Source organism: Streptomyces sp. NPDC058470 (assembly GCF_042721055.1).
Classification (GTDB): Bacteria; Actinomycetota; Actinomycetes; order Streptomycetales; family Streptomycetaceae; genus Streptomyces.
Genome location: NZ_JBHXMF010000059.1, coordinates 1 through 26,040 on the forward strand (window position 1 = coordinate 1; position 26,040 = coordinate 26,040).

25 protein-coding genes and 1 riboswitch are annotated in these 26,040 nt (G+C 70.3%); of the genes, 4 read left to right on the plus strand and 21 right to left on the minus strand.

Features of this window, described 5'->3' with window-relative positions; all coding sequences use genetic code 11:
- Positions 1-37 precede the first annotated feature (37 nt).
- From ACFWP7_RS33670 to ACFWP7_RS33715, 10 genes are all read right to left on the minus strand, one after another.
- Positions 38-1,135, minus strand: a complete 1,098-nt coding sequence (locus ACFWP7_RS33670) for a hemolysin family protein (protein WP_384389403.1) — start codon at positions 1,133-1,135, stop codon at positions 38-40.
- The gene (locus tag ACFWP7_RS33675; RefSeq protein WP_384389405.1) at positions 1,132-2,457 is read right to left on the minus strand and encodes a hemolysin family protein; all 1,326 of its coding nucleotides are present in this window, start codon (positions 2,455-2,457) and stop codon (positions 1,132-1,134) included. The genes ACFWP7_RS33670 and ACFWP7_RS33675 overlap by 4 nt, the downstream gene beginning before the upstream one ends.
- Before the next feature lie 199 nt (positions 2,458-2,656).
- Complete coding sequence (locus ACFWP7_RS33680) at positions 2,657-3,112, minus strand: PH domain-containing protein (RefSeq protein ID WP_384389408.1); 456 nt, start codon at positions 3,110-3,112, stop codon at positions 2,657-2,659.
- A 14-nt stretch (positions 3,113-3,126) separates the two neighbouring features.
- A complete protein-coding gene (gene hisG, locus ACFWP7_RS33685) occupies positions 3,127-3,984 on the minus strand; it encodes an ATP phosphoribosyltransferase (protein WP_384389411.1) in 858 nt (285 codons plus the stop codon).
- Between the two features lie 59 nt (positions 3,985-4,043).
- Positions 4,044-4,316, minus strand: coding sequence for a phosphoribosyl-ATP diphosphatase (locus ACFWP7_RS33690; protein ID WP_006378313.1), 273 nt, complete (start codon positions 4,314-4,316; stop codon positions 4,044-4,046).
- A gap of 34 nt (positions 4,317-4,350) precedes the next feature.
- On the minus strand, positions 4,351-4,836 hold the full coding sequence (gene ribH / locus ACFWP7_RS33695) for a 6,7-dimethyl-8-ribityllumazine synthase (RefSeq protein ID WP_384389414.1): 486 nt from the start codon (positions 4,834-4,836) through the stop codon (positions 4,351-4,353).
- A gap of 28 nt (positions 4,837-4,864) precedes the next feature.
- Entirely contained in the window at positions 4,865-6,163 is a 1,299-nt protein-coding gene (locus ACFWP7_RS33700; protein ID WP_384389417.1) for a bifunctional 3,4-dihydroxy-2-butanone-4-phosphate synthase/GTP cyclohydrolase II, read from the minus strand.
- The gene (locus ACFWP7_RS33705; RefSeq protein WP_384389420.1) at positions 6,160-6,804 is read right to left on the minus strand and encodes a nicotinamide riboside transporter PnuC; all 645 of its coding nucleotides are present in this window, start codon (positions 6,802-6,804) and stop codon (positions 6,160-6,162) included. Before ACFWP7_RS33705 ends, ACFWP7_RS33700 begins: the two co-directional genes overlap by 4 nt.
- Positions 6,801-7,403, minus strand: a complete 603-nt coding sequence (locus tag ACFWP7_RS33710; protein WP_384389423.1) for a riboflavin synthase — start codon at positions 7,401-7,403, stop codon at positions 6,801-6,803. The genes ACFWP7_RS33705 and ACFWP7_RS33710 overlap by 4 nt, the downstream gene beginning before the upstream one ends.
- A gap of 153 nt (positions 7,404-7,556) precedes the next feature.
- Positions 7,557-7,687: riboswitch (FMN riboswitch) on the minus strand.
- A 604-nt stretch (positions 7,688-8,291) separates the two neighbouring features.
- Entirely contained in the window at positions 8,292-9,557 is a 1,266-nt protein-coding gene (locus tag ACFWP7_RS33715) for an ROK family transcriptional regulator (RefSeq protein ID WP_384389426.1), read from the minus strand.
- Positions 9,558-9,694: 137 nt separating this feature from the next.
- On the opposite strand from ACFWP7_RS33715, the gene ACFWP7_RS33720 reads away from it, so the two are divergent.
- Complete coding sequence (locus ACFWP7_RS33720; RefSeq protein WP_384389429.1) at positions 9,695-10,906, plus strand: MFS transporter; 1,212 nt, start codon at positions 9,695-9,697, stop codon at positions 10,904-10,906.
- Here the strand turns inward: ACFWP7_RS33720 and ACFWP7_RS33725 are convergent.
- Together ACFWP7_RS33725 and ACFWP7_RS33730 are read right to left on the minus strand one after the other, a co-directional pair.
- Positions 10,866-11,327: an acyl-CoA thioesterase gene (locus ACFWP7_RS33725; protein WP_384389431.1), complete on the minus strand. Its 462-nt coding sequence runs from the start codon at positions 11,325-11,327 to the stop codon at positions 10,866-10,868. The genes ACFWP7_RS33720 and ACFWP7_RS33725 overlap by 41 nt on opposite strands.
- 97 nt (positions 11,328-11,424) lie before the next feature.
- Positions 11,425-12,690 (minus strand): alginate lyase family protein, encoded by a 1,266-nt coding sequence (locus ACFWP7_RS33730; protein WP_384389434.1) that lies wholly within the window; start codon positions 12,688-12,690, stop codon positions 11,425-11,427.
- 121 nt (positions 12,691-12,811) lie between these two features.
- Between ACFWP7_RS33730 and ACFWP7_RS33735 the strand changes: the two genes are divergently transcribed.
- Entirely contained in the window at positions 12,812-14,215 is a 1,404-nt protein-coding gene (locus ACFWP7_RS33735; protein ID WP_384389436.1) for a uracil-xanthine permease family protein, read from the plus strand.
- Here ACFWP7_RS33735 and ACFWP7_RS33740 read toward each other — a convergent pair.
- Entirely contained in the window at positions 14,197-15,321 is a 1,125-nt protein-coding gene (locus ACFWP7_RS33740; protein WP_384389524.1) for a glycoside hydrolase family 6 protein, read from the minus strand. The two genes, ACFWP7_RS33735 and ACFWP7_RS33740, sit on opposite strands and share 19 nt — an antisense overlap.
- Before the next feature lie 173 nt (positions 15,322-15,494).
- On the opposite strand from ACFWP7_RS33740, the gene ACFWP7_RS33745 reads away from it, so the two are divergent.
- Positions 15,495-16,178 carry a DUF5995 family protein gene (locus ACFWP7_RS33745; protein ID WP_384389439.1) on the plus strand — a complete coding sequence of 228 codons (684 nt, stop codon included), beginning with the start codon at positions 15,495-15,497 and terminating at the stop codon, positions 16,176-16,178.
- A 17-nt stretch (positions 16,179-16,195) separates the two neighbouring features.
- Here ACFWP7_RS33745 and ACFWP7_RS33750 read toward each other — a convergent pair whose 3' ends face one another.
- From ACFWP7_RS33750 to ACFWP7_RS33780, 7 genes are all read right to left on the minus strand, one after another.
- Positions 16,196-17,890: a flavin monoamine oxidase family protein gene (locus ACFWP7_RS33750; protein WP_384389441.1), complete on the minus strand. Its 1,695-nt coding sequence runs from the start codon at positions 17,888-17,890 to the stop codon at positions 16,196-16,198.
- Between the two features lie 52 nt (positions 17,891-17,942).
- Positions 17,943-18,731, minus strand: a complete 789-nt coding sequence (locus ACFWP7_RS33755) for a carbon-nitrogen hydrolase family protein (protein ID WP_384389443.1) — start codon at positions 18,729-18,731, stop codon at positions 17,943-17,945.
- A 320-nt stretch (positions 18,732-19,051) separates the two neighbouring features.
- Positions 19,052-20,527, minus strand: a complete 1,476-nt coding sequence (locus tag ACFWP7_RS33760) for an HAD-IA family hydrolase (RefSeq protein ID WP_384389446.1) — start codon at positions 20,525-20,527, stop codon at positions 19,052-19,054.
- A 59-nt stretch (positions 20,528-20,586) separates the two neighbouring features.
- The gene (locus ACFWP7_RS33765) at positions 20,587-21,678 is read right to left on the minus strand and encodes an ABC transporter ATP-binding protein (RefSeq protein ID WP_384389448.1); all 1,092 of its coding nucleotides are present in this window, start codon (positions 21,676-21,678) and stop codon (positions 20,587-20,589) included.
- Between the two features lie 4 nt (positions 21,679-21,682).
- Positions 21,683-22,507, minus strand: coding sequence for an ABC transporter permease (locus ACFWP7_RS33770; protein ID WP_384389450.1), 825 nt, complete (start codon positions 22,505-22,507; stop codon positions 21,683-21,685).
- Positions 22,495-23,391, minus strand: coding sequence for an ABC transporter permease (locus ACFWP7_RS33775; protein ID WP_384389453.1), 897 nt, complete (start codon positions 23,389-23,391; stop codon positions 22,495-22,497). The genes ACFWP7_RS33770 and ACFWP7_RS33775 overlap by 13 nt, the downstream gene beginning before the upstream one ends.
- Positions 23,388-24,542 carry an ABC transporter substrate-binding protein gene (locus ACFWP7_RS33780; protein WP_384389455.1) on the minus strand — a complete coding sequence of 385 codons (1,155 nt, stop codon included), beginning with the start codon at positions 24,540-24,542 and terminating at the stop codon, positions 23,388-23,390. The genes ACFWP7_RS33775 and ACFWP7_RS33780 overlap by 4 nt, the downstream gene beginning before the upstream one ends.
- 211 nt (positions 24,543-24,753) lie before the next feature.
- On the opposite strand from ACFWP7_RS33780, the gene ACFWP7_RS33785 reads away from it, so the two are divergent.
- Positions 24,754-25,494 (plus strand): GntR family transcriptional regulator, encoded by a 741-nt coding sequence (locus ACFWP7_RS33785; protein WP_384389457.1) that lies wholly within the window; start codon positions 24,754-24,756, stop codon positions 25,492-25,494.
- An 88-nt stretch (positions 25,495-25,582) separates the two neighbouring features.
- On the opposite strand, the gene ACFWP7_RS33790 is transcribed toward ACFWP7_RS33785, so the two are convergent.
- The gene (locus ACFWP7_RS33790) at positions 25,583-26,035 is read right to left on the minus strand and encodes an Lrp/AsnC family transcriptional regulator (protein WP_365438506.1); all 453 of its coding nucleotides are present in this window, start codon (positions 26,033-26,035) and stop codon (positions 25,583-25,585) included.
- Between the last annotated feature and the right edge of the window lie 5 nt (positions 26,036-26,040).

Below are 26,040 nucleotides of genomic sequence, written 5' to 3' on the forward strand. Positions count from 1 at the left end.
CCCCTGAAGGGGCGCGGGGAACTGCGCGACCCGGTGCTCAGCTCGCCAGTGCCTGGGCCTCCTCCGGGGCTCCGCTCGCTCGCGGTTCCGAGACCCGTACCGGCGCCGCCGGAACCTCCCGGTGCGCCGGGTCCCGTACCTCGCCGACGAGGAGTTCCAGTACGTCCTCCAGCGTGACAAGGCCGAGGACCTTGCCGGACGTGTCGGCGACCTGGGCGAGGTGCGTCGCAGCGCGGCGCATCACCGTGAGGGCATCGTCGAGAGGGAGTTCGGCCCGCAGGGTCGTCATGTGGTGCCAGTTCTGCTGGGGCACCGCCCGGTCCGACTCCTCCAGGTCCAGTACGTCCTTCACATGCAGGTAGCCCATGAAGGCGCCGTTCTCCGCGACCACCGGGAAACGGGAGTACCCGGTGCGGGCGGTGAGGGCGACGACCTGGCCCGGGGTGACCGAGGGACCCACGGTCACCAGGGAGCCGGAGTCGAGGAGGACGTCCGTGACCGGGCGGGAGCCCAGTTCCAGGGCGTCCTCGAGGCGCTCCTGCTCCTCGGGGTCCAGCAGACCCGCCTGCCCGGAGTCCTCGACGAGACGGTTGAGCTGCTCACTGGTGAAGACCGCCTCGACCTCGTCCCTGGGCTCCACGCGGAACAGCTTGAGGATCACCCGCGCACAGGCCCCGAGGCCGACGGTGACCGGCCGGCACAGCCGCGCGAACGCGACCAGTCCCGGACTGAGCCACAGCGCCGTCTTCTCGGGCGCGGCCATCGCCAGGTTCTTCGGCACCATCTCGCCGATGACGAGGTGGAAGAAGACGACCGAGGCGAGCGCGATGACGTATCCGAGGGGGTGGATCACGCCGTGCGGCATGTGGACCGCCTCGAAGAGCGGCTCAAGGAGCTGTGCGACGGTCGGCTCGGCGACCGCGCCGAGCGTCAACGAGCAGACGGTGATGCCGAACTGGGCCGCGGCCATCATCTGGGGCAGTCGCTCCAGGCCGTACAGCACCTGTCGCGCCCGCGCGGTCCCCAGCGGTTCGATCTGGCTGCGCCGTACGGAGACGAGCGCGAACTCGGCGCCGACGAAGAAGCCGTTGGCGAGCACCAGCAGGGCGGCGAAGAGGAGTTGGAGCACGCTCATCGGACGGCCTCCGCGACAGGCGCGGTCCGCACGAGGCGGACGCGTTCGGCGCGGTAGTGCCCGACCTGGCGCACCAGCAGCCGCCAGCCCGGCAGTTCGGCCCTGTCACCGGCGGCCGGGATACGGCCGAGCAGATCGGCGACAAGGCCCGCCACGGTCTCGTACGGGCCCTCGGGCACGTCGAGGCCTATGCGCTTCAGGACGTCGACCCGGCAGCTGCCGTCGGCCTCCCACGCGGGCTTTCCGTCCTCGGGCGGCGCCGCCGCGAGTTCGGGCAGATCCTGCCCGTCGTGCTCGTCGCGGACCTCGCCGACGAGTTCCTCGACGATGTCCTCCAGGGTGACGACGCCCGCCGTGCCGCCGTACTCGTCGACGACCACGGCGATCGGCTGCTCGCTGCGCAACTGCTCCAGGAGCGGCCGCACCGGCAGGGTCTCCGGGACGAGCAGCGGGGCCTGGGCGATCCGGCCGACGGGGGTCCGCAGCCGGTCGCGCGAGGGCACCGCGAGGGCGTCCTTGAGGTGGACCATGCCGACGATCTCGTCGATCCGCTCGCGGTAGACGGGGAAGCGGGACAGGCCGGTGGCCCGGGTGAGGTTGACGACGTCCTCGGCGGTCGCCGAGGACTGCAGGGCGCTGACCTTCACGCGCGGCGTCATGACGTGCTGCGCGGTCAGATCGGCCAGCGACATGGTGCGTACGAAGAGATCCGCGGTGTCCTGCTCCAGCGCGCCGGCCTGTGCGGAGTGCCGGGCGAGGGAGATGAGTTCGCCGGGGGTGCGGGCGGAGGCCAGCTCCTCGGCGGGCTCGACGCCCAGGGCTCGTACGAGCCGGTTGGCCACCGCGTTGAGTGCGGCGATCACCGGGCGGAACGTGCGGGCGAACATGTGCTGCGGGCCCGCGACGAAGCGGGCGACCTGGAGGGGCTTGGACACGGCCCAGTTCTTGGGCACGAGTTCGCCGATGACCATCTGCACGGCCGCGGCCAGCAGCATGCCGACCACCACGGCGACGCCGGGCACGGCGCCCTCGGGCAGGCCGGTCGCGGCGAACGGTCCGTGCAGCAGCTCGGCGAGCGCCGGTTCGGCGAGCATGCCGACGACGAGTGAGGTGATGGTGATGCCGAGCTGGGTGCCGGAAAGCTGGAAGGACAGCTCCTTGAGCGAGTTGACGACTGTCGCAGCCCGTCGGTCGCCTTCGGCGGCCGCCTTCTCGGCGTCGGGCTTCTCGACCGTGACAAGGCCGAACTCCGCCGCGACGAAGAATCCGTTGGCGAGAATGAGCAGGAATGCCGCCCCAAGGAGCAGCAGAGGGATGATCATGCCGCCGCCTCGATATGTCGGAAGGGGGCGGCGCAGGTACTACAGGACGATCCGTCCATCGCTGGAGGGAGTCACTCCTCGGGTAGCTGGGGGCCTCTGAATACCGGCTGGCACATCAGCGGCGGAGGCGCGATGAAAACGCCTCCGCCAACAGATTAATCAAGACAGGGGCCCGTGCGGCAGGGTGGAAGGCTGAGAGTCAGCCCTGATGTTCCTCGGGGTGACCCGTGGAGCGGGCTTCGGCGAGGGCTCGAAGGGCGCGAGCGTCCTTGATCGCGCGGTGTTTGGCGATGCCCGGCTGGATGCCGAGCGCGGGCAGACTGGTGCCGTCACTGAGGTTGAGGAACACCCAGGGGTCGCCCGGGCGCAGGTTGACCTGGAGGATCTCCGCCCAGGCCAGGCGCCTGCTGCTGGCGATGTTGACGACGGTGACGCCGCTCTCGTCGGCGACGACCTTGGGCCGGGCCAGCATCAGGAGCACCCCGAAGATCAGGGCCCCGGTGAAGATGAAGCTGAGTTTTTCGCCCGGGCCGAGCTGCTCCAGGAGCAGCACGACTGTGGTGAGGACCACAAGGATCGCCACGCCGGCGCAGACCAGGACGGCCCGGGTTCGGGACGGCCGGAATGTGACGGGCAGAGCGGGAAGTTCGGACATGGTCGTGAGGTCCCTCAGAGCCGGCAGGCGTGGATGGCCGTGGTCAGGATGGCCCGCGCGCCGAGCTCGTACAGATCGTCCATGATCCGCTGGGACTCCTTGGCCGGCACCATCGCGCGGACGGCGACCCAGCCCTCGTTGTGCAGCGGCGAGATGGTCGGCGACTCCAGGCCGGGAGTGAGCGCGACCGCCCTCTCCAGGTGCTCGGCGCGGCAGTCGTAGTCCATCATCACGTACGTCCGTGCCACCAGGACGCCCTGGAGGCGGCGCAGGAACTGCTGCACCTTGGGCTCGGCGTCCTCGGAGGCGTCGGCTCCGACCCGGCGGATCACGATCGCCTCGGACTTCATGATCGGGTCGCCGAACACTTCGAGGCCCGCGTTGCGCAGCGAGGTGCCGGTCTCCACGACGTCCGCGATGACCTCGGCGACGCCCAGCTCGATCGCGGTCTCGACGGCGCCGTCGAGGTGGACGACGGAGGCGTCGATGCCGTGGTCGGCGAGGTGCTTGGCGACGATGCCCTCGTACGAGGTCGCGACGGTCTTGCCCGCGAGGTCCTCGATGGAGTTCGCCGTGCCGGGCTTGGTGGCGAAACGGAAGGTGGAGCGGGCGAAGCCGAGCGGGAGGATCTCCTCGGCGCCGGCGCCCGAGTCGATGAGCAGGTCGCGTCCGGTGACGCCGATGTCGAGGCGACCGGAGGAGACGTAGATCGCGATGTCGCGGGGGCGGAGGTAGAAGAACTCGACCTCGTTCTCCGGGTCGACGATCCGCAGTTCCTTGGACTCCCGGCGCTGCTGGTAGCCGGCCTCATGCAGCATCTCCGCCGCAGGTCCTGACAGGGAACCCTTGTTGGGGACGGCGATGCGCAGCATGAGGTCGGCTTCCTTTGCTAGTTGTTTCGTTCGTACGTGCGGGGGTGCGGGGCTGCGGCTCAGAGGTGGGCGTACACGTCGTCGAGGGAGATCCCGCGCGCGACCATCATCACCTGGACGTGGTAGAGCAGCTGCGAGATCTCCTCGGCGGCGGCTTCCTTGCCCTCGTACTCGGCGGCCATCCATACTTCGGCGGCCTCTTCGACGACCTTCTTGCCGATGGCATGGACACCCTTGCCGACCAGCTCGGCGGTGCGCGAAGTGGCGGGATCGCCGGTGGCGGCCTTGTGTTGGAGCTCGGTGAAGAGCTCCTCGAACGTCTTATTGGACATGGTGGTTCTCACCCTACGCGCTTACGCGCATCCGCTAACGCCAGGGTTCGGATACTGAGCGAAGGGTGGCCGCGGTCGCCACGGCGGCCGTCACCGCCTCGTGTCCCTTGTCCTCGTTGGAGCCCTCGATGCCCGCGCGGTCGAGGGCCTGTTCCTCGGTGTCGCAGGTCAGCACGCCGAAACCGATGGGGACGCCGGTGTCGAGGGAGACCTGGGTGAGGCCCTGGGTGACGCCCTGGCACACGTACTCGAAGTGGGGGGTGCCGCCGCGGATGACGACGCCCAGCGCGACGATGGCGTCGTATCCGCGGCCCGCGAGGACCTTGGCGACGACCGGGAGCTCGAAGCTGCCGGGGACCCGAAGGAGGGTCGGCTCGTCGATTCCCAGCTCGTGCAGGGCGCGCAGCGCGCCGTCGACGAGGCCGTCCATCACCTTCTCGTGCCACTGTGCCGCGATGACCGCGACGCGCAGGTCGCCGCAGTTGCGTACGGACAGTTCAGGTGCACCCTTGCCGCTCACGTCTCTCCTCAGTGCTGTTCTTGTGCTTTTACTGGTTGCTGCAGGCCGACACGGTGGCCGTGTCCAGCCAGGGCAGGTCGTGGCCCATCCGGTCCCGCTTGGTGCGCAGGTAGCGGAGGTTGTGCTCGCCCGCCTGTACGGGCATCGGCTCCCGGCCGGTGACCTTGAGGCCGTGCCGGACGAGCGCGTCGGTCTTGTCCGGGTTGTTGGTCATCAGGCGGACGCTGGTCACCCCGAGGTCGTCGAGGATCTGGGCACTCGCGCCGTAGTCGCGGGCGTCGGCGGGCAGGCCCAGCTCCAGGTTGGCGTCGAGGGTGTCCCGGCCGCGCTCCTGGAGCTCGTACGCGCGCAGCTTGGACAGGAGGCCGATGCCACGCCCCTCGTGGCCGCGCAGGTAGACGACGACGCCCCGGCCCTCGGCCTGGATGCGCTCCATGGAGGTCTGGAGCTGGGGGCCGCAGTCGCAGCGCAGCGAGTGGAAGACATCGCCGGTGAGGCACTCGGAGTGGACGCGGACGAGGACGTCCTCGCCGTCGCCGATGTCTCCGTGGACGAGGGCGACGTGCTCGACTCCGTCGAGGGTGGAACGATAGCCGAACGCCGTGAACTCGCCGAAGGCGGTGGGCAGTTGGGTCTTGGCCTCGCGGCGGACGGTGGGCTCGGCGGCGCGCCGGTAGGCGATCAGGTCCTCGATGGAGATGATCGTCAGGCCGTGCTTGCGGGCGAAGGGGATCAGTTCGGGGAGGCGGAGCATACGGCCGTCCTCCCCCGCGATCTCGACGATCGCGCCGGCCGGGCGCAGGCCGGCGAGGCGTGCCAGGTCGACGGCCGCCTCGGTGTGGCCGTTGCGGACCAGGACTCCGCCGGGCCTGGCGCGCAGCGGGAAGACGTGGCCGGGGCGGACGAAGTCGTCCGCCTCGGCGCTGCCGCCCGCGAGGAGCCGAAGAGTGGTGGCACGGTCGGATGCCGAGATGCCGGTGGTCACACCGTGAGCGGCGGACGCGTCGACCGACACGGTGAACGCCGTCTTCATCGACTCGGTGTTGTCGTCGACCATCTGCGGGAGCCGGAGCCGGTCGAGTTCGTCGCCCTCCATGGGGGCGCAGATCAGGCCGCGGCATTCGCTCATCATGAAGGCGACGATTTCGGGGGTCGCCTTCTCGGCGGCGATGACGAGGTCGCCCTCGTTCTCCCGGTCCTCGTCGTCGACGACCACGATCGGGCGGCCGGCCGCGATGTCGGCGATCGCCTTCTCGACGGGGTCGAGGGCGAAGTCCGAGGCATCTTGATCGTGCCCCCCGCTGTACCAGACCGGCGCTGATTTCATGCCGGGGCTCCTTCCAGGACGGGCTGCCCGGCCTTGCGGGAGCGCAGCCACCAGTCGCGCATGCCCCACAGGACGAGCGCGCCGTAGAGGACGTAGACGAAACCGGAGAAGGCGAAACCGTTGGCGAAGTTGAGCGGGACGCCGACCAGGTCGACCAGCAGCCAGGCGAACCAGAACTCGACCATGCCGCGGGCCTGGGCGTACATGGCGACGATGGTGCCGACGAAGATGTAGGCGTCCGGCCACGGGTCCCAGGAGAGGGTCGGGTACGCCTTGAACAGGAGGCCGACCGCGAGGGTGCCCACGGCGGCGGCGCCGAGCAGCGCACCGCGCTCGCGCCAGGTGGCGAACCGTACGGCGATGGAGCCGTCCTGAGCCTGCCCCTTGCCGCGGTTCCACTGCCACCAGCCCCACGCGGCGACGACCATGACGACGACCTGCTTGCCGGCGCTGCCGGAGAGGTGCGCCGTGGCGAACGCCGCGAGGAGGATGACGCCGGACAGGAACTGCACCGGCCAGGTCCATATGGAGCGGCGCCAGCCGAGCGCGAGGGCGATCAGACCGATCGTGTTGCCGATCATGTCCGACCACTTGATGTGCTGGCCGAAGAGCGTGAATGCCTCGGAGTTGAGCCAGTTCACCGCGTGGCCTCCTTGCTGCCGAGGAGGCGCTCCACGTACTTGGCGATGATGTCGACCTCGAGGTTGACCGGGTCGCCGGGCTGCTTGAGGCCGAGCGTGGTCAGCGCGAGGGTGGTGGGGATGAGGCTGACGGTGAAGTAGTCGGGGCCCGCCTCGACGACGGTCAGGCTGATGCCGTCGACCGTGATGGAGCCCTTCTCGACCACATAGCGGGAGAGGTCCGCGGGGAGCGAGACCTTCACGATCTCCCAGTTCTCGGACGGCGTGCGTGCGAGGACCGCGCCCGTGCCGTCGACGTGGCCCTGCACGATGTGCCCACCGAGGCGTGCACCCACCGCGGTGGGGCGCTCCAGGTTGACGCGGGAGCCTACGGACAGGGCGCCGAGGCTGGAGCGGTCCAGGGTTTCCGCCATGACGTCGGCGGTGAACTCGTCGCCCTCGTGTTCGACGACCGTGAGACACACGCCGTTGACGGCAATGGAGTCGCCGTGCTGCGCACCTTCGGTGACTACAGGGCCACGAAGTCGGAAGCGTGAGGCGTCGCCGAGATTCTCGACGGCGGTGATCTCACCCAGCTCTTCGACGATTCCGGTGAACACTTCCCGGGTCCTCCTGCCTCATAGGGCACGGACTCCGGGGCCTGTCGATGACGACAGAATGAAACGGACTGCGACACCGGGAACGATGCCGAATGGGACTCGTCCCGTCAGGACAAGTCGAAACAAACGGCAGCGCGCACGAATGCCCGCCCGCCGCGCACTGCCTCCCATCCGGACTTTAACCGTCGGTCCAGGAATTTCACCTGGTCAACCGGCCGCTGGAAGCGACCGGGTCGCGGACTGTAACCGCCGGTTCGGACTTTCACCGACCCCGGAGTGCGCTGCTTCTGGTACATGGCCAGTGTGCCACGTCTGATCGACGCCCATGCGGGCGAACAACTGTGGGCTGACTCACAGGCCGTGTGGATGGACTTCCAAGGAGACACAAGGGGTGACAAGACCGGTCAACTCGGCTGGTACCGCGCGCACTTGGCCCTCCGGGACACCCCGCAGAGCCGAGGCTGGTCCATACCTATTGACCTCACTGGTCTAGTCCTCCTAGGGTCGCGATCATGGCTCGGCGATACGGCTGAGCGTTCACGACGTGTCGCATCCGCCCCCCGAGCGGCCCGGCGGCGGTGACGGAGGCCCTTGCCCCGCCGCCGGGCCTTTCAATCCGACCCGCCCGAGCCATCCGGGCCGCCCGAGCCGTCGCCCCGGCGCTGGGATGACGAGCCCGACCGGGGCCGGGACGGAGGGCGCGCAAAAACCTGTCGGCCCTGCGGCGCGGGACCACTGGCGGCCCGGCACCCCCACCAGCCCGGCGGCGCGAAAACCGTAGCGGCCCGACAACTCCCACCGACCCGGCGACACAGAACGTCTACCAGCCCGGCAACCCCCACCAACCCGGGCCGCGCGCAAGCCCTACCGGGCCGGCGCCACGAACCCCTACCGAGCCTGCGGCGCGAACAACTCGTCCTGGGCGCCCTCGCGCGCGGTCAGCAGTGCGCCGCGCAGCACCGCGCTCCCGCCCAGCGCACTTGCCCGCACCTCCACCGGCAACGGCGACATCCGCGCGAGCCGCCCCTCGACGAGCGAAGCGAGCACGCCCCCACCCGCCTGCCCGATCTCGCCGCCCAGGACGACGCAACCGGGGTCGAGCACGGCGACGACGGAAGCGGCACCGATGGCGAGCCGGTCGGCGAGGGCGTCGAGGAAACGGGAAGCGGGAGTTCCCGAAACCGCGGCACCCCCACTCGCACCCGTGCCTGCACCGGTGCCCGCACGCACACGCGTGCCCGCACGCGCATCCACAACCGCTCCCACCGCCTCCCTCACCAGCGCCGCCGCATACGGCTCATGCGCCATCCCTTGCGCCACGACGCCGCACTCCGCCGCGAGCCCCGCGATCGCCACCGCCCCGGCGAGGGAGTGGAAGCCGCCGTCGCACTCCGTCGCCGACGGCAGCTTCGCGGTCCCCGGTACCGGCAGGAAGCCGATCTCGCCGGTACCGCCGGAGGCACCGCGGCGGAGGGCGCCGTCGAGGACGACGGCCGCGCCGGTGCCATGGCCGAGCCACAGCAGAACGAACGTGTCACGGTCACGGGCGGCTCCGTCGCGCTGTTCGGCGAGAGCGGCGAGGTTGGTCTCGTTCTCGACCAGGACGCGAGCGCCGGGGAGGCGCTCCTGGAGGGCCGCGACGAGCCTGCGGTGCCACTCGGGGAGGCCGCTGGAGTCACGGAGCTCGCCTGTGACGGGGTCGATGAGGCCGGGAGCGCCGATACCGACGGTGTGCAGCCGCTCGGCCCCCGCCTCCTTGGCGGTGCGCTCCACCAGCGCGACCGCCTGCTCGACGGCGGGCCCGGTGCCCGTGTCGTCCGCGATGGGCACCGACGCCCGCGCGAGTTCGGTGCCGAGGAGGTCGGAGACGACGACGGAGACGCCCTCGGTGCGGACGTCGAGGGCGGCCAGGTGTGCTCGGTCGGCAACGATCCCGTACAAGCGCGCGTTCGGGCCGCGCCGTTGCGACCCCGACTCCCCCACCACCGCGATCAGCCCGGCGACGGTGAGGCGCTCGACGAGGTCGGCGACGGTGGGACGGGACAGTCCGGTGAGCTGCTTCAACTGCCCTGCCGTCAAAGGGCCCTCCTGCTGCATGAGTTGCAGGGCGAGCCGGTCGTTGATGGCCCGGGCGGTGCTCGGAGATGCGGGCATGCCGGGATCCTTCCAGATCAGCAAGGGCGCGGAGCCCCTGTCCGGTTCCCCGGCCGTAAATTCTCTATTTATCAGGCAGGGTTCCTGATAGTTTACGCCAACAGTGCGGGGAGGACGTCCGGGAGGGCAGCGGCACCATGAGTGAAGTGGTCTACGACATGCGCGAGTTGAAGCGCGCGCGATACGCCGTGGCCGCCGTGTTCGCGGTGCACGGCGCGGTCACCGGGTCTTTCGCGACCCGCGTGCCGTGGATCCAGGACCATGCGGGGCTCAGCACCGGCCAGCTGGGGTTCGCGCTCGCCTTCACGGCGCTCGGCGCGTCCGTCTCGATGCCGCTGGCCGGCCGGATCAGCCACCGTTTCGGTTCGCGCACGGCCCTGCGCGGCCTGCTCGCCCTCTGGACGCTTGCCCTGCTTCTCCCGTCTCAGGCGCCGAACCTGCTCAGCCTCTGCCTGGCGATGTTCACTTTCGGCGCCACGGCCGGCATGGCCGATGTCGCCATGAACGCACTGGGCGTCGAGGTCGAGCGCGGGCTCAACAAGTCGGTCATGTCCAGCCTGCACGGCATGTGGAGCGCGGGCGCCCTGACCGGCTCGGCGGCGGGCACGCTCGCCGCCCACCTGGGATCGGACGCGCGCGTGCACCACGCACTGGCTGCCGCGACCCTCACCGTCCTCGGTCTGGTCGCCTGCCGTTGGGTGCTCGATCTGCAGGCCGCCGAGGACGAGGAGCCGCCGCCGCGGTTCGCACTGCCACCACGGTCGGCGCTGCTGATCGGCGCAATCGGGTTCTGCGCGGTGTTCGCGGAGGGCGCGAGCATGGACTGGTCGGCGGTGTACCTGCAGGACGAGCTGGGCAGCTCGGCCGGTCTCGCCGCGGCGTCGACGACCGGCTTCATGCTGACCATGGCGGTGGCCCGGCTCGTGGGCGACACGGTGGTGAACCGCTTCGGCGCGGTACGCACCGTCCAGGCGAGCGGCGTCCTGGCCGTACTCGGCGGGCTGCTCATCGTCGTCGCGGACCACCCGGCCGTCGCGATGACCGGCTTCGCGCTGCTCGGCCTCGGCATCGCGATCGTGGTCCCGCTCTGCTTCGCGGCAGCGGGCCACAGCGGCCCCAACCCCAGCCAGGCCATCGCCGGCGTCGCCACCATCACGTACACCTCGGGTCTGATCGCGCCGAGCGCGATCGGCACGCTGGCGCAGGCGACGAGCCTGATGGTGTCCTTCGGCCTGGTGACGGTCCTGGCGGGCGGGCTCGCCGCGTTCGCGGGTGTCCTGCGGGCTGGGGACCGGGACCGCCCGAAGGTCAGTCCGCCGGCCGCAGCAGTTCCCGGCCCACGGCCCTGAACCGGTCGCTCCAGGGCGTCGGGCGCAGCGTCCCGGCGTCCAGCCTGACGAGGACCCTGGTGCCGTGCGCGTACGTCACCGCGCCATCGCCCGAGCAGAAGCGGAAGCCGTACGTCAGTCCGGTGTTCCCGAGCCGCTCCAGCCAGAGGTGGACGGCGTACGCACCCGGCCGCTGCACCGGGGCGTCATAGCTGATCTGCAGCTCCTTGACCGCGTTGCAGAAGTCGCCCGCCGCCTCCCAGTCGCCCTCGAAGCCGCGGAAACCGCGCTCGTTCCAGAAGGCCGTCCAGGCTCGCTCGGCCATCACCGGGTAGCGGGCGTTGTGCAGCAGTCCGAGCGCGTCGAGGTCGTCGAAGTGGACGGTGACGGGGATGAGCCGCCCGTATACGAGAGCGGGGGCTGTCGGGGCTTCGGCTGTCACGGGCGGGGCTCCTGAGGGTGCCGGACGGGGCGGTGGGGTCACCCCATCCTAAGCAACCGCTCAGGAACCCCTGCTCAGGGCCCCGTACGGCGGAGGCTCAGCCCGCGATCGAGTCCAGCTGCTCGGCGGCGGGACGCAGCGCCCACAGGTCCCCGCCGGGCGGCGTTTCGAGCTTCCGCACCGCCGCTCGCGCGGCCTTGTCACCGGCGTCGGCCGCCGCCTGCACGATGTCGCTCGCCGCGAAGCGGTAGAACTCCAGCTCCGGGTAGGTCCAGGGCGCGGCCCCCGTCGCGGCGGGCAGCAGATAGTCGACCGCCTTGAACAGGCTCTGGCCGTCCGGCCCCTTGTACGACCACAGGTTCACGCCGACGTGTTGGCCTATCGCCGCGAGCCGGGTGTAGGCGACCAGGTCGAAGGTCGAGTAGTGCCAACTGCGGGTGCGGGCCAGCTCCTGGGGCTGGCTGCCGTCGGCGGCGATCTGCGGGTCGATCCGCTTGCCGCGCGCGTCCAGGACGGTCTTTCGCGCGAGGTCCTTGTCGCCGGTCGCGTACGCCAGACCGGCGAGCAGCATGTCGTAGAAGGTGCCGTGGTTGTTCTTGGCGGCGCCCTCCTCCTTGCCGAAGGCGCTGTCGGCCAGCCAGTCGCGGAAGTCGGTGTTCCAGGCGAGCATTTCGGAGCGGTCGGTCTTCGACCAGCCGGGGGCACCCGTATCCAGGATCGCGATGGCGTCCAGGACGCTCGTGTAGGACTGCGAGAAGTCGATGATGCCGATGGCCCGGCCGTCGTACTTGCAGGGGATGAACTGCCCGTGGCTCAGGTTCGGGTTCATCCGGGTGCCGGGGGCGAGGAACCAGGTGCGCAGGACGGCGGCGGCCTTCTCGGCATACTGCTTCTTGCCGGTGTAGTACCAGGCCAGCGCGAGGTCGTACGTCGAGTCGAAGACCTTCTCGACGTCCTGCCGGTCCGTGCCGGTGTCGACCTCGGGGTTGCGCTGGCCGTCACGCTGGACGTAGGGGCAACCCCAGGGGTTGTCGGCGGTCCTGGGCTGGGAGGGCCACCAGTAGGGGGCCTGGCTGAGGTAGTCGTGGACGTCGCCGCTGGGGGCGGGTCTCGGCTTGTCGACGACCGTCCAGGGACCCTGGTCCAGCCAGTTGTCGGCGCGGGCCGTCACGTTCTTGACGGTGCGCCGGAGTTGGGGATCGCCGTGGTCCAGGCGCGCCTTTGTCTGCTCCAGCCGGGCCCCGTCGAGGACCGCGGTCTTCGGCGGCTTCGGCGCGGCCTGGGCCACCGCGGAGGGGGCGACGACGGCCGCCAAGGTGACCACGGCCGCGAGGAGCACGCCCAGTCGAGGGCTTGCACTCATCAGTCACTCCGATCATAAACGTGAACACAGTTCATGAGTGGGACCGTGCGAGCGTAGGGCCGCTGGCTAGCCGTGACAATGGTCCGGACAGATTCACGTACAGAGAAAGCGAACCCACTCCATGGACCTCGGTGTGCGCTGGAAACTGCACGGCGACGGGCGGACGCCCGCCCCCGGAGCGGTCGTCCGCCCCGACGAACGACTCTCCTGGCCGCGCACGTTCGGGCTGGGAGCCCAACACGTGGTGGCCATGTTCGGGGCTTCCTTCGTCGCACCCGTCCTGATGGGCCTGGACCCGAACCTCGCGATCATGATGTCCGGCGTCGCGACCGTCATCTTCCTGCTGGCGACCCGCGGCCGCGTGCCCAGTTACCTCGGCTGTTCGCTCTCCTTCGTGGGCGTCGCCGCGGTGATCCGCGCGCAGGGCGGTACCAGCGCGACGGTCACCGGCGCGGTGTTCGTCGTGGGCGTCGCGCTGTTCCTGGTGGGCGTGGCCGTACAGCGTTTCGGCGCGCGGATCATCCACGCCGCGATGCCGCCGATCGTGACCGGCGCGGTCGTCATGCTGATCGGCTTCAACCTGGCGCCGGTGACCGCGTCCACCTACTGGCCCCAGGACCAGTGGACGGCGCTCCTTGTGATGGCGTTCACCGCTCTGGCCGTCGTCTGCCTGCGTGGTTTCTGGTCACGGATCGCGATCTTCCTGGGCCTCGTCTTCGGTTACGGGCTCTCCTGGGCCCTCGACCGGATCTTCGGCCGCATCCACTCGGTGGACGCGAGCGGCAGGCTCACCGACCACTGGCGGCTCGACCTCTCCGCCGTCGGCAAGGCGGACTGGATCGGCCTGCCCACCTTCCACGGCCCGTCCTTCCAGTGGTCGGCGATCCTCGTGGCGCTGCCCGTCGTCATCGCGCTGGTCGCCGAGAACGCGGGCCACGTCAAAGCGGTCGGCGAGATGACCGGCGACCCGCTGGACGACAAGCTGGGCACCGCGATCTCCGCGGACGGCGTCGCGTCGATGCTCTCCACCGCGGTCGGCGGCCCGCCCAACACCACCTACTCCGAGAACATCGGCGTGATGGCCGCGACCCGCGTCTACTCGACGGCCGCCTACTGGGCCGCCGCGGGCTTCGCCCTTCTCTTCGGCCTCTGCCCCAAGTTCGGCGCGATCGTGGCGGCGATCCCGGGCGGCGTGCTCGGCGGCATCACCGTCATCCTGTACGGCATGATCGGCCTGCTCGGCGCCCAGATCTGGCTCAACGCCCGGGTGGACCTGCGAAATCCACTGAACCTGGTGCCGGCCGCCGCGGGCATCATCATCGGCGTCGGCAACGTGACCATCACCTTCACGGACACCTTCTCGCTGAGCGGCATCGCCCTCGGCACGCTCGTCGTGATCATCGGTTACCACGCACTGCGGGCACTGGCTCCCGCTCACCTCAAGACACAGGAGCCGCTGCCCGACGAGGGCACCTCGTCGTACGACAAGGACTCCGACAAGGACTCTCAGGTCGCCAAGTCGTAGGCGTAGCCGGGCGAGAAGGTCCCCGGCGTGCCCTTGCAGCCGTCCGACTCGCCCGGCAGCTTCACCCACAGGTAGGCGTCGATCCGTGCCTCTCCGGTGTTCAGGGTCGGCTCCTGTCCGATCCTGCGGCCCGCCGGATCGCACCACTCGCCGTCGGCCGGGGCGCCGTTGCCGTTCCGGCTGGTGTCGATGACAGCGCCCAGGCTCGCCGGGCCACCGAGAGCGGACAGCACCTCTCGGGCGTACGTGACCTCCGCGCTCGTACGGTGGAAATTGGACACGTTCGTGAAGATGCCGTCGGAGGAGGCGGCCGAGGCGGCGCCCGCCTGTTCGAGGAGGGCGGCCTGGGCGGCGGCCGGTTTCCAGGCGGAGTGGCCGGCGTCGTAGTAGACGCGGGCCCGGGGGTCGGCGGCCTTGAGGACGCGGCCGGCACGGGCCAACGAGGCGAAGCGGTCGGCGCGTTGGCCGACGGAGAGGCAGTCGGCCTGGGCGACCGAATCGGGCTCCAGGATGACGATGACCTCGCGGGAGCCGAGCCCTGCCGCGAAGTTGTCGATCCAGGCGTCGTACGCGTCGAGGTCGGGTGCCCCGCCCTCCGAGGCACCGCCGCAGTCGCGCCCGGGGATCGTGTACGCCACGACGACCGGGACCCGGCCCTGTGCTGCGCCGCCCGAGGTGACCGCCCTGACCCGCGCGGTGATGGTGGACGGCGTGAAGTCGGCGAACCAGACGGCAGCCGGTCGATCGGCTATCCGGGACTCGATCACCGAGCGCCGGGAGTCGTCCGGATGGGCCGCGACCCAGTCGAGCACCTGGGACTCGGGGTGTCGGTAGAGCCCGGCGGAGGCGGCTACGGTCGCGGGATCCTCCTTGCCGGCGGAGGGCTTCGGGCTCGGCTTCGGTGACGGGGACGACCTCGACGGGGACGGTGCCGGTGAGGCCGAGGTCCTGGTCGGCGACGGAGTCGGTACGGCGGGCAGCGGCAGGAGGCTGGGCGCGCGGGTCACCAGGGGTTTGGCGTCGTCGGACGGGCGGCCGTCGCCGAGTGCGGACATCATCCCCGTGACGCTGCCGACCGCGACCACGACCGTGGCCGCCGCGACCATGGCACCGCGTCGGGCGGCGCGCCTGCGCTCGGCCCTCCGCGTGACCGCTCGCTGGGCACGTGAGCCTGACACGTACTGCTCCCCCCACTCCCGCCACGGACGTGTTCCCCCGTTCTGGGGAAGCGTCCGGCCCGGCGGTACTCCGGCCAGCCTAGGACTGGGACGCTGCCCCCATGGCGTTGTTGGAGCACTTCACCCATCCCGTGTACACCGTGGACACAGTCGTCTCCCGGATGCGCACCCTGGACGCGGCCCTCCCCGAGCGGGACGGGATCGCGGTGTTCAACCGCGTCTACCTCGCCGTCACCGAGGAGGTCGACCGGCGCCTGGACACCGGGGAGTTCGCGGACCCGGCGGCCGCGATCACGCTGGACGTGCGGTTCGCGGAGCGCTATCTGCGGGTGGCCGAGGAGGGAGATGCGCCCGCCTGCTGGCGGCCACTGCTGCAGTTCCGGCGGCATCCCGGTGTACGTCCGTTGCAGTTCGCGCTCGCGGGCATCAATGCGCACATCGGACACGATCTGGCGCTCGCGGTCGTGGACGCCTGTCGTACGCTCGGCTGCGAACCGGCCGAGCTGGAGGACGAGTTCGACCGCGTGGGCGATCTCCTCGTCGCGCTGGAGGAGCGCATCCGCGAGGAGCTGATGCCGGGTCCCGACCTCCTCCAGATCGCCGATCCGCTGACTCACCTGCTCGGCGCGTGGAGCCTGGACCGGGCCCGCGAGGCCACCTGGTCGGCCGCCCGGGCGCTGTGGGCGCTGCGCGGACTCCCGGATCTCGCCGAGGAGTTGGCCGACCGCCTCGACACGGCGGTGGGCTTCGCCGGACGGATGCTGCTGACGCCGTTGCCGGACTGATCAGCCGGCCCACGACGTCAGTCCTCCGGAAGCTCCACCGGCGCGATCTCGTCATAGACGTCGCCGGGCCCGGGGTTCGTCGGGTCGGTCCCCCCGCCCAGCTGGTGCATGACGCCCCAGACGGCGTTCAGCGCGGTCTGCACGGCGCCCTCGGCCCAGCCCGCGGTCCAGGAGATGTCGTCACCGGCGAGGAAGATGCTCCGCTTGTCCTCAGGCAGCGCGTCCTGCATGAAGTGCGTGAACAGGCGCCGCTGGTAACGGTAGTGGCCGGGCAGGTTCGCCTTGAACGCGCCCATGAAGTAGGGCTCGTTCTCCCAGGACACGGTCACCGGGTTGCCGATGACGTGCTTCCTGATGTCGACCTTCGGGTAGATCTCGCCGAGCGACTTCAGCATGACCTCCATCCGCTCGTTCGCCGACAGCGGCAGCCACTTCAGGCTGTCGTCGCACCAGGTGTACGAGAGACAGATGACGGCAGGCCGGTCCGGGCCCTCGTCCAGGAGGTAAGTCCCGCGTGTCATACGGTCGGTGAGCGTCATGGACATCACGTCACGCCCGGTGTGCTCGTCCTTGTCGAGCCAGAACGGCCGGTCGACCGGCACGAAGAGCTTCGAACTCTCCATGTAGTGGGTCCGCTCCATCGCCGTCCAGTGGTCGATCGGGAAGAGCGAGTCGTCGCAGGCGATCTTGGAGAGCAGCAGCCAGGACTGGGCGGTGAAGATCGCCGCCGGGTAGGTGCGGATGTCGCCGTTCGCGTCCGTCACGGTGATCCGGTTGCCGGACGTGCGGTTCAGGCGGGTCACGGCCGGGCGCGGGGCGCCGCCGTGCAGCGAGGCCAGCGACGTCCCGTACGCCCAGTGCACGATCTTCTCCGGCTCGCGCTCCCACAGCCGCAGCGGCAGCTGCTGGGAGCCGCCGACGATGCCGCGGTGGTGGTCGTCGGCCTCGGTGTAGACGACGCGCAGGATTTCGAGGATGGAGTTCGGGAAGTCGGTGTCCCAGCCGCCCGTCCCGAAGCCGACCTGACCGAAGATCTCGCGGTGCCGGAAGGACTTGAAGGCCTCCGAGTCGCAGAGGAAGCCGTAGAAGGTCTGGTTGTCGAGCTTCTCGACCAACTGGGACCAGATCTCGCGGATGCGCGGGACATCGCGCTCCCGCATGGCCTGGTTCATGTCGGAGAAGTCGGCGCCCTCTTCGAGGCAGGCGTTCCAGGCGGTGGCGACGTCACGGTAGACCTGCGGCAGGTCGTCCACCGTCTCGGCGTAGTGCGACTCGCCCTTGAGGTCGACGACGGTCGAGGGCGTGCACTCCGCGAGGGGGTTGGGAAACGGCCGGGTCTCCAGACCCACCAGGTCGATGTAGTGCTGAAGGGCGGTGGACGAGGGCGGGAAGCGCATCGCGCCCATCTCGGCGGTGAGCGAGGGATCGCACCCTTCGAAGCCCACCGTCCGCAGCCGTCCGCCGATCCGGTCGGCCTCGTAGACGACGGGCTTGAGCCCCATCTTCATCAGCTCATAGGCGGCCACGATGCCGGACAGCCCGCCGCCGATGACCGCGACCTCCGTGCCGTGCTCGGTCGCGGGTATCTGGCCGAGGCCCGCGGGGTGCGCGAGGAAGTCGTCGTACGCGTACGGGAAGTCCGGGCCGAACATGGTGATCGGCGGCTGCTGCACGTCGGCGTGCTGGACGGCGTTGGGCACGGTGGACGTCATGGGGTACGGACTCCTTGCGCGAAAGCTTTTCGGGGGAAGGCGAGGCTCGGACTCAGACGAGGGACCCGTAGAGACCGGGGCGGCGGTCCTTCAGATACGGGTTCGCCTCGCGCGAGGCCGCGAGAAAGACGGGGTCGGCGTCGGCGAGGACCAGTTGCTCGGCGCGGCCCGCGCGGGCCCGGGCGACCCCGTCGGGCCCGGCCAGCGTCGAGAGCCCGACGAAGTCGAACTCCCCTTCCTGACCTGTCCGGTTGACGTACGCGACGTACATCTGGTTCTCGAAGGCGCGCACCGGCACGACCGACTCGGCGACGAACTGGAACGGGTGCATCTGCGCGGTCGGCACCAGCAGGAGGTCGGTGCCGGCGAGGGCGTGCGCCCGGACGTTCTCCGGGAACTCCACGTCGTAGCAGATCATGATCCCGACCCGCAGCCCGTCGAGCTCGGTCTGCACCACCGGCTGCTCCCCCGGCGTGAAGTGGGCCTGCTCGAAGCAGCCGAAGAGGTGGGTCTTGCGGTAGTTCGCGAGCCGGGTGCCGTCCGCGGAGATCAACTGGGCCGAGTTGAAGACCGCCTCCCCGGAGCGCTCGGGGTAGCCGTACGCGACGGCCACACCGTGGCGCTCGGCGATCTCGGCGATCGCGTCCGCGGAGTGGCCGTCGGCGGCCTCGGCGAGGCGGGCGATGTCGTCGCCGATCGCGTACCCGGTCAGGAACATCTCCGGAGCCACGAGCAGCCCGGCTCCCGCCGCCGCGGCACGGCCCGCGGCTTCGTCGAGGACCTTCAGGTTCCCGACGACCGACCCGGGGCGGCCGGAGCTCTGGAGCAGGGCTGTGCGCATGCGTGTTCCTTGCCGGTACGGAGGGGTTTGGGGGGCCTCATAGACCGTACGGGCGGGGGTGCTCAGGGGACAAGGCGGAGCCGTTGCGCGTGCGCGGACGAATCATTGCGTGGGGGGGTGGGGTGGCGGCGATTCGTTGCGCGGAGGTGGGTGAGGTGTTTTTCGCCTCTCCGCCTCTACCCGTCCCTTGCTCCTGGGGGCGCCATAGGTTTTTAGTCCGTCCGGCGTTTGAGGACGAGCGCCTTCAGCGCGAAGCGGGGGTCTGGGGGCGGCGACCCCCAGGAACGGGACGGGAAGGGGCGGAGGGGGCGAGGAAACCCCTACCCCACCCCGAACGTCGTGATCACCGCCGCATGGTCCGAAGGCCAGGCGTTACCCGCCACGTCGGGCCACGCCCGCGGCGAACCGCAAACGAAGGTCCGGGAGTCAATCACCCGCAGCCCCCGATACAGCACATAGTCGATCCGATCCTGCGGCTCGGCCCGCCCGCTCCCGTCCTCGTGCTCGGCGTGTACGGGGGACCAGGTATGCCCGGGATCCCGCACCGGATCGGGGTGAACCTCGCGATACGAGTCACGCAGCCCCGCCTCCTCCGCCGCCTTCGTGACAGGCCACTCGACATCGGGCCGGTCCAGATGCGAAGGAGCGTTGAAGTCCCCCAGCAGAAGCACAGGCGTACCGACATCCGAAGATTCCGCGATCCCGCGGAGGATCTCCCGCATCTGGGCAAGCCGCACACCCTCGTGGGCGATCAGCTCACCCGCCGGAAGCCCCTCGAAGCGCGCCTCGTACGGCCCGTACGGCGTGTAGTCGAGGTGGGCGCTCCAGACGGCCACCTCCTGCCCGCCGTCGAGACGGATCCGCACCCCGGTGCCTCCGTAGAAACCGACGTCCGGGTCACCGAGGCGGGCGGTGATCGGGTACCGGCTGATGATGCCGAGGTTGTCGCCGGCCCGGTGGTGGTGCCAGCCGAGCGCGTCGGCGAGTTCCTGCGCCGCATTGCCGTACGTCTCCTGGAGGGCGACCACGTCCACGCCCGTCTCCGCGATGACCTTGAGCTGCTTCTCCCGGTGGTCGTCGACCTTCGTACCGCCGTACCAGAGGTTCCAGCTCATCACCCGCAGCTCGGTCGGGGCGACCAGGGCTCGCAGCCGCGCCGGAGTCACCTCTTCCAGGCTGCTGAGGACGGTACGTCCGAGGGCGGGGCCGATCGGCGCGAGCGAGGGCACCGCGAGCACGGCGCAGCCTGCCGCCTCGGCGGAGCTGACGCCCGTCTGGGTGTCCTCGACGGCGACGCAGGCGGCGGGGTCGACGCCGAGGGCGCGACAGGCGGCGAGGTAGGGATCGGGGGCGGGCTTCGTGTGCTCGGTGTCGTCGGCGGTGACGGAGACGGCGAAGCGCCCGGCGCCGAGGGCTTCGAGAACGGTGTCGGCGATCGCACGCGGCGACGCGGTCACCAGGGCGGTGGGTACGCCGTCACGGGCCAGGGCGTCGAGCAGGGCGAGCGCGCCGGGGCGGGGCACGATGCCGGTGCGGACGCGGTCGGCGAACTCCCGGTGCAGCTCGGCGGCGACCGCCTCCGCCGGGGCCCCGGTTATCCCGCCCAGCCAGGCCGCGGTGTACTCGACGGGGTGCCCGAGCACCTCCGGCTGGTCGGCCCCTGTCAGTCTTCGCCCGAGCCCGTCGGCCACCTGTTCCACCGCCGCCCACCACAGCCGCTCGGTGTCCACGAGCGTGCCGTCCATGTCGAACAGAACGGCTTGGAGGGTGAGTTGGGGGGTGGTGCGGTGGGTCACGGAACTCTCTTTCCTTCACTCAACTGGGGCCCGTGGGGGTGAGCTCGACCGGGGGTGGTTCAGTTGGCGCGCGCGGCGACCAGCACCGGCCGCTCCGGCAGGCTCACCGTCACGGCCGCCCCTGATGCGAGCTCCGCGGCCTCGTGCGTCGGCAGATCGGCCTTGACCTCGGTGGCATCGGCGAGCCGCACGGTGACCCGGGTGGCCGCCCCGAGGAACGCGGTCGCGACGACCTGGGCGTCACCCGCGTCGTCCGCCCGCACCTGTACGGCCTCGGGGCGTACCAGCACATCCACCACGTCTCCCTCCGCCACGACGGGCGCCTCTCCGTCGACCGGAAGCCGCTGCCCGAGCAACTCGACCAGTCCTCCGACCAGGTGTCCCGGAATCCGGCTCATCGTGCCGACGAACTCGGCGACGAACGGGGTGGCCGGCCGCCCGTACAACTCGGCGGGCGTGGCGCACTGTTCGAGCTGCCCGGCCCGCATCACGGCGACGCGGTCCGCCATGGACAAGGCCTCTTCCTGATCGTGTGTCACGAACAGTGTGGTGATGCCGAGTTCCTGCTGAAGCCGGCGGATCTCCTCACGAAGGCTGAGCCGCACCTTGGCGTCGAGGGCGGAGAGCGGCTCGTCGAGCAGCAGTACCCGCGGGCGCAGGGCGAGTGCGCGGGCCAGCGCGACGCGCTGCTGCTGGCCCCCGGAGAGCTGGTGGGGGAAGTTCTCCCCCTTGTCGGCGAGGCCGACCAGGTCGAGCAACTCGGCCGCGCGGGAGCGCCGTTCGGACGTACGGACCTTGCGCATCCGCAGTCCGAAGGCCACGTTGTCCAACGCGCTCAGGTGCGGGAAGAGGCTGTACGACTGGAAGACCATCCCGGCGTCGCGGCGGTGCGCGGGCACGCGCGTGACGTCCTCGCCGTCGACCAACACCTCGCCGGAGTCGGGATGTTCGAACCCGGCGAGCATGCGCAGTGCGGTGGTCTTGCCGCAGCCGGACGGACCGAGCAGGGCGAGGAGTTCACCGGGCTGCACGGTGAGGTCGAGACCGTCGAGGGCCACGGTCGATCCGAACTCACGGCGCAGGCCCCGGAATTCGACGGTGGCGGCTTTCTCGGCCTTCTCGGACGTTTTCTGAAGGGTGGTGACAGTCATGGGTTCATCCCCGGGAGGCCGAAGCGGATGCTTTATGGGAGCGGCCGCCGAACACGGCGAGCGAGAGCAGCAGCGCCCACGTGACGAGCAGGCTGAGTACGGACACCGCGACGGACAGCTGCGCCTGCGAGCCGCCGACGCTGTAGATCCACACGGCGAACGGCTGGAAGCCAAGCAGCTGCGCGACCGTGAACTCGCCGAGGACCAGCGCGAGTGTGAGGAAGGAGGCGTTGAGCAGCGCCCCACGCAGATTGGGCAGGACGACCCGGACCAACGCCTGCGGCCAGGGCGCGCCGCAGCTGCGGGCGGCCTCGACGAGCGTGCGTACGTCGACGGCCCGCAGCCCGGCGTCCAGCGCCCGGTACACGAACGGCAGCGCCATCACGACGTACGCGAGGACGAGGACGAACGGGAAGCTCGGGTTCTGGATCGCCACGAAGGTCTGGAACAGCGGCGTACGGGAGAGGTGTTCGGGGCCCCACTTGAGGACCGTGGAGATCCCGGCGACGAACGCGATCGGCGGGACGACCAGCGGCAGTGAGCACACCACCTCGACGACCGGCCGCAGCCGGGGCGCGCCGAGTCGCAGCGCGACCATCGCGGGCACCATCAGCAGCAGCACCACGGCGATGGTGGCGAGGGCCAGTTCGAGGGAGAGCAGCAGACTGGAGGTGAAGCCCTCGGTGGAGACGATCTGGCTGTACGCGTCGAAGGTGATCCCCTGCCCCGGCACGTCCACGGTGAAGATCACGGACGCGGCGAGCGGCACCAGGAAGTACAGCGCGGCGAGGGCCAGCACGACCCACCGCCAGAGGTTCAGGCGAGCCATCGCGCGCTCCGTCGTTGCAGGGGCAGGTACACGGCCATCACCACGCCCGCGATCAGCACCATGTCGAGGCTGAGGGCGAGCGCCACGTTCTCCTGGCCGACCAGGACGTTGCCGGAGATGGCGTCGGCGATCTGCAGGGTGACCAGCGGGACCGAGCTGCCCACCATGGCCGCCGCGGTGGCGTACGCGGCGAAGGCACTGCCGAAGAGGAGCACGAGTCCGCCGAGCAGCGAGGGCGCGAGGACGGGGAGGGCCACGTGCCGCCAGTACTGCGTGGAGGTGGCGCCGTTGTTCTGCGCGGCCTCGCGCCACTGGGAGCGCAGTCCGTCGAGGGCGGGCGTGATGGTGAGGACCATCAGCGGGATCAGGAAGTACAGGTAGACGATGACCAGACCCCAGAAGCTGTAGAGGCTCCAGCCCTTGTCGGTCAGGCCGAAGTGCCGGGTCAGGACACCCGCGTTGCCGAGGGTGGCGACGAACGCGAAGGCCAGTGGGACGCCGCCGAAGTTGGCGAGCACGCCGGACGCCGTGAGCACGGCCTCCCGCAGCGCGCGGAAGCGGGAGGTCACCACGGCCTGGGCGAGCGGCAGTCCAAGGACGGTCGCGATGCCCGCGGAGACGGCGGACAGCTTGACGCTGCCGACCAGGGCGGTGAAGTAGGCGCCCTGAAGCGAGTCGGTCAGATTGGCCGCGCTGTACGAAGTGGCGCCGGTGGCCTGGTCCTTGACGGTGAAGGCGCCGTTCAGCATGGCCAGGGCGGGGATCCCGAAGGCGATCGCCACGAAGACCAGCAGCGGGGCAACGGGGAGCCAGCCGCCGACGCGGCGCCCACGCTTCGAGGAAGCGGCGGGCACCACGTCGACCGGGGGGAGAGTGGCGGTCATCCGGAAACGGCCTTGCCCCAGCCCTGGGCCAGGACTTCCTTGGCCTTGGCCTGCTGGTCCTCGGTCGGGAAGGTCGGCGTGCCCGAGACCTCGGGGAGCTTGGCGGCGGCGGTCTTGTCGAGCGTGCCGGCCTTCTCCATGGAGGTCATCAGGACCGGGCGGGCGAACCCTTCGAGCCAGAGGTTCTGGCCCTCGGTGCTGTAGAGGTACTCCTCCCACAGGCGGGCGGCCGCCGGGTGCGGGGCGTCCTTGTTGATGGCCTGGGAGTAGTACTGGGAGAACTTGCCGTCCTCCGGGACCGTGACCTTCCAGTCGACGCCCTTGGACTGGAACTCCGCGGCGTAACCGGCGTTCAGGTAGTCCCAGTCGATGCTGATCGGCGTCTCGCCCTTCTCGACCGTGGCCGGGGTCGACTCGACCGGCGTGTAGTTGCCGTTCTTCTTCAGCTCGGCGAAGAAGTCCAGGCCGGGCTGGATGTCGTCGAAGGAGCCGCCGTTGGCGAGGGCCGCCGCGTACACGCCGCCGAAGGCCGACCCCGACTTGGTGGGGTTGCCGTTGAGGGCGACCTGCCCCTTGTACTCCGGCTTCAGCAGATCCTTGAAGGTGGTCGGGCAGGTCTTGACGCGCTTGGCGTCGCAGCCGATGGAGATGTAGCCGCCGTAGTCGTTGTACCACTGGCCCTTCGGGTCCTTCTGGCCCTCGGGGATGTCACCGAAGGAGGCGACCTCGTACGGCGCGAGCAGCCCCTGCTGGGCGGCGCTCAGAGCGAAGGAGCTGCCGAGGTCGAGGACGTCGGGGGCGCGGTCCTGGCCCTTGCGGGAGGTGACGGCGTTGATCTCGTCCTGGCTGGAGCCGTCCGGGTTCTCGACCTCGACCTTGATGCCGTACTTCTTCTCGAAGCCGTCGATGAGGGCGCCGTAGTTGGCCCAGTCGCGGGGCAGGGTGATGGCCTGCAGCGTGCCCTCCTTCTTCGCCGCCGTCACCAGGGCGTCAAGGCCGCCGAAGGCGTCGGCCGAGGTCGCGGTGGCCGCGCTCTTGCCGTCGGCGGTGGTCGACTCTTCGGGGGCCGCGCCACAGGCGCTCAGGGCCAGTGCGACGACGACGGCAAGGCCGCCGGTGAGGACTGCGGTCCTCGGCAGGAACACGGACACGGTCACTCCAGGATTACGCACGAGGGTGTGGTGGAACGGATAACTTGTCTGAACAAGTTGGCCTCAGTAGGCCCGCCGATGATGTCCTGTTCGTAAACACTGGAATAACCCTGACCCCTGATTCCTTGGACAATCCCCACCCACACGGGTCAGTTCCACACCTCGACTAGGGTGATTACTCTGTGCACAGAAACCTGATCAGAGGGGAAGCATGCCGGCGCGACACGAGGAGATCGCCGAGGCGCTGCGGCGGGCGATCGACCGCGAGGAGTACACGGTCGGCAGTCTGCTCCCGGCGGAGACGGACCTCGCGGCGCAGTACGCCGTCTCGCGCGGCACGGTCCGCCAGGCGGTCGCGGCCCTGACCGCCGAGGGGCTCATCGGCTCACGCCAAGGCGCCCGCCGCGTGGTCCTGGCCGGCCGCCGCAGCCAGAGCTTCGCCGAGCTGCGCAGCTTCGCCCAGTGGGCGCGCGCGATGGGGCGGGAGGCCACCGGCGAGGTGGTGACGCAGGAGTACCGCCCAGCGACGGCGGAGGACGCCGTACGGCTCCAACTGCGCGAGAGCACCACCGTGTTGCACGTGCTCCGCGTCCGCGGCCTGGACGGCGAGCCGGTCCTCCTGGAGCGGACCGTCTACGCGGACTGGATCTCCCGCGCCGTCGAGGCCATCGAGCCCGACTGCCCCTCCGTCACCCAACGCCTCTTCGAGGAGACGGGTTTGGTCTTCGCCTACGGCGAGCACCTCATCGACGCGGTGGCGGCGGGCGCCCAGGACGCCGACCTCCTCGACGTCCGGCGCACCAGCCCCCTGCTCCGGGTCCGCCGCATCACCACCACCCGCGAAGGCCGCCCGGTGGAGTGGTCCGACGACCGCTACCGCTCGGACGCGGTGAGCTTCAGCGTGCACAACTCGATAGGAAACAACGCCTTGGCCAGGAAAACGGCGGAGTAACGGCGACCTGCAGGCGCCGTCGGCGGAAGCGCCCCTCAGGGGCGCGGGGAACTGCGCGACCAGCCCCCACTCGCCCCCAGCGGAGCGACTACGTGGGCGACCCGGAAGAGAATCGGCGCAGCAAGGGCGACAGAACCAGCACCGACTTCGTCCGCTCCACGAACGACTCCCCCGCGATCCGCTCAAGCACCCGCTCGAAGTGCCGCATGTCCGAGGCGAAGACCTGCACCACCGCGTCCGCGTCCCCGGTGACCGTGGACGCGGCCACCACCTCCTGGTACCGCTCAAGGCCCCGCTGAATGGTCTCCGGCGAGGTGTTGCGCCGGCAGTAGATCTCGACGAACCCCTCGGTCTCCCACCCCAGCGCGGCCGGATCCACCCGCACGGTGAACCCCGTGATGGCCCCACTGGAACGCAGCCGGTCCACCCGGCGCTTCACGGCGGGCGCGGACAGACCGACCTGCTGCCCGATGTCGGCGTAGGAGCGCCGCGCGTCCTCGGCGAGGGCGTGCACGATGCGTTCGTCGAGATTGTTCAGCACTGCGG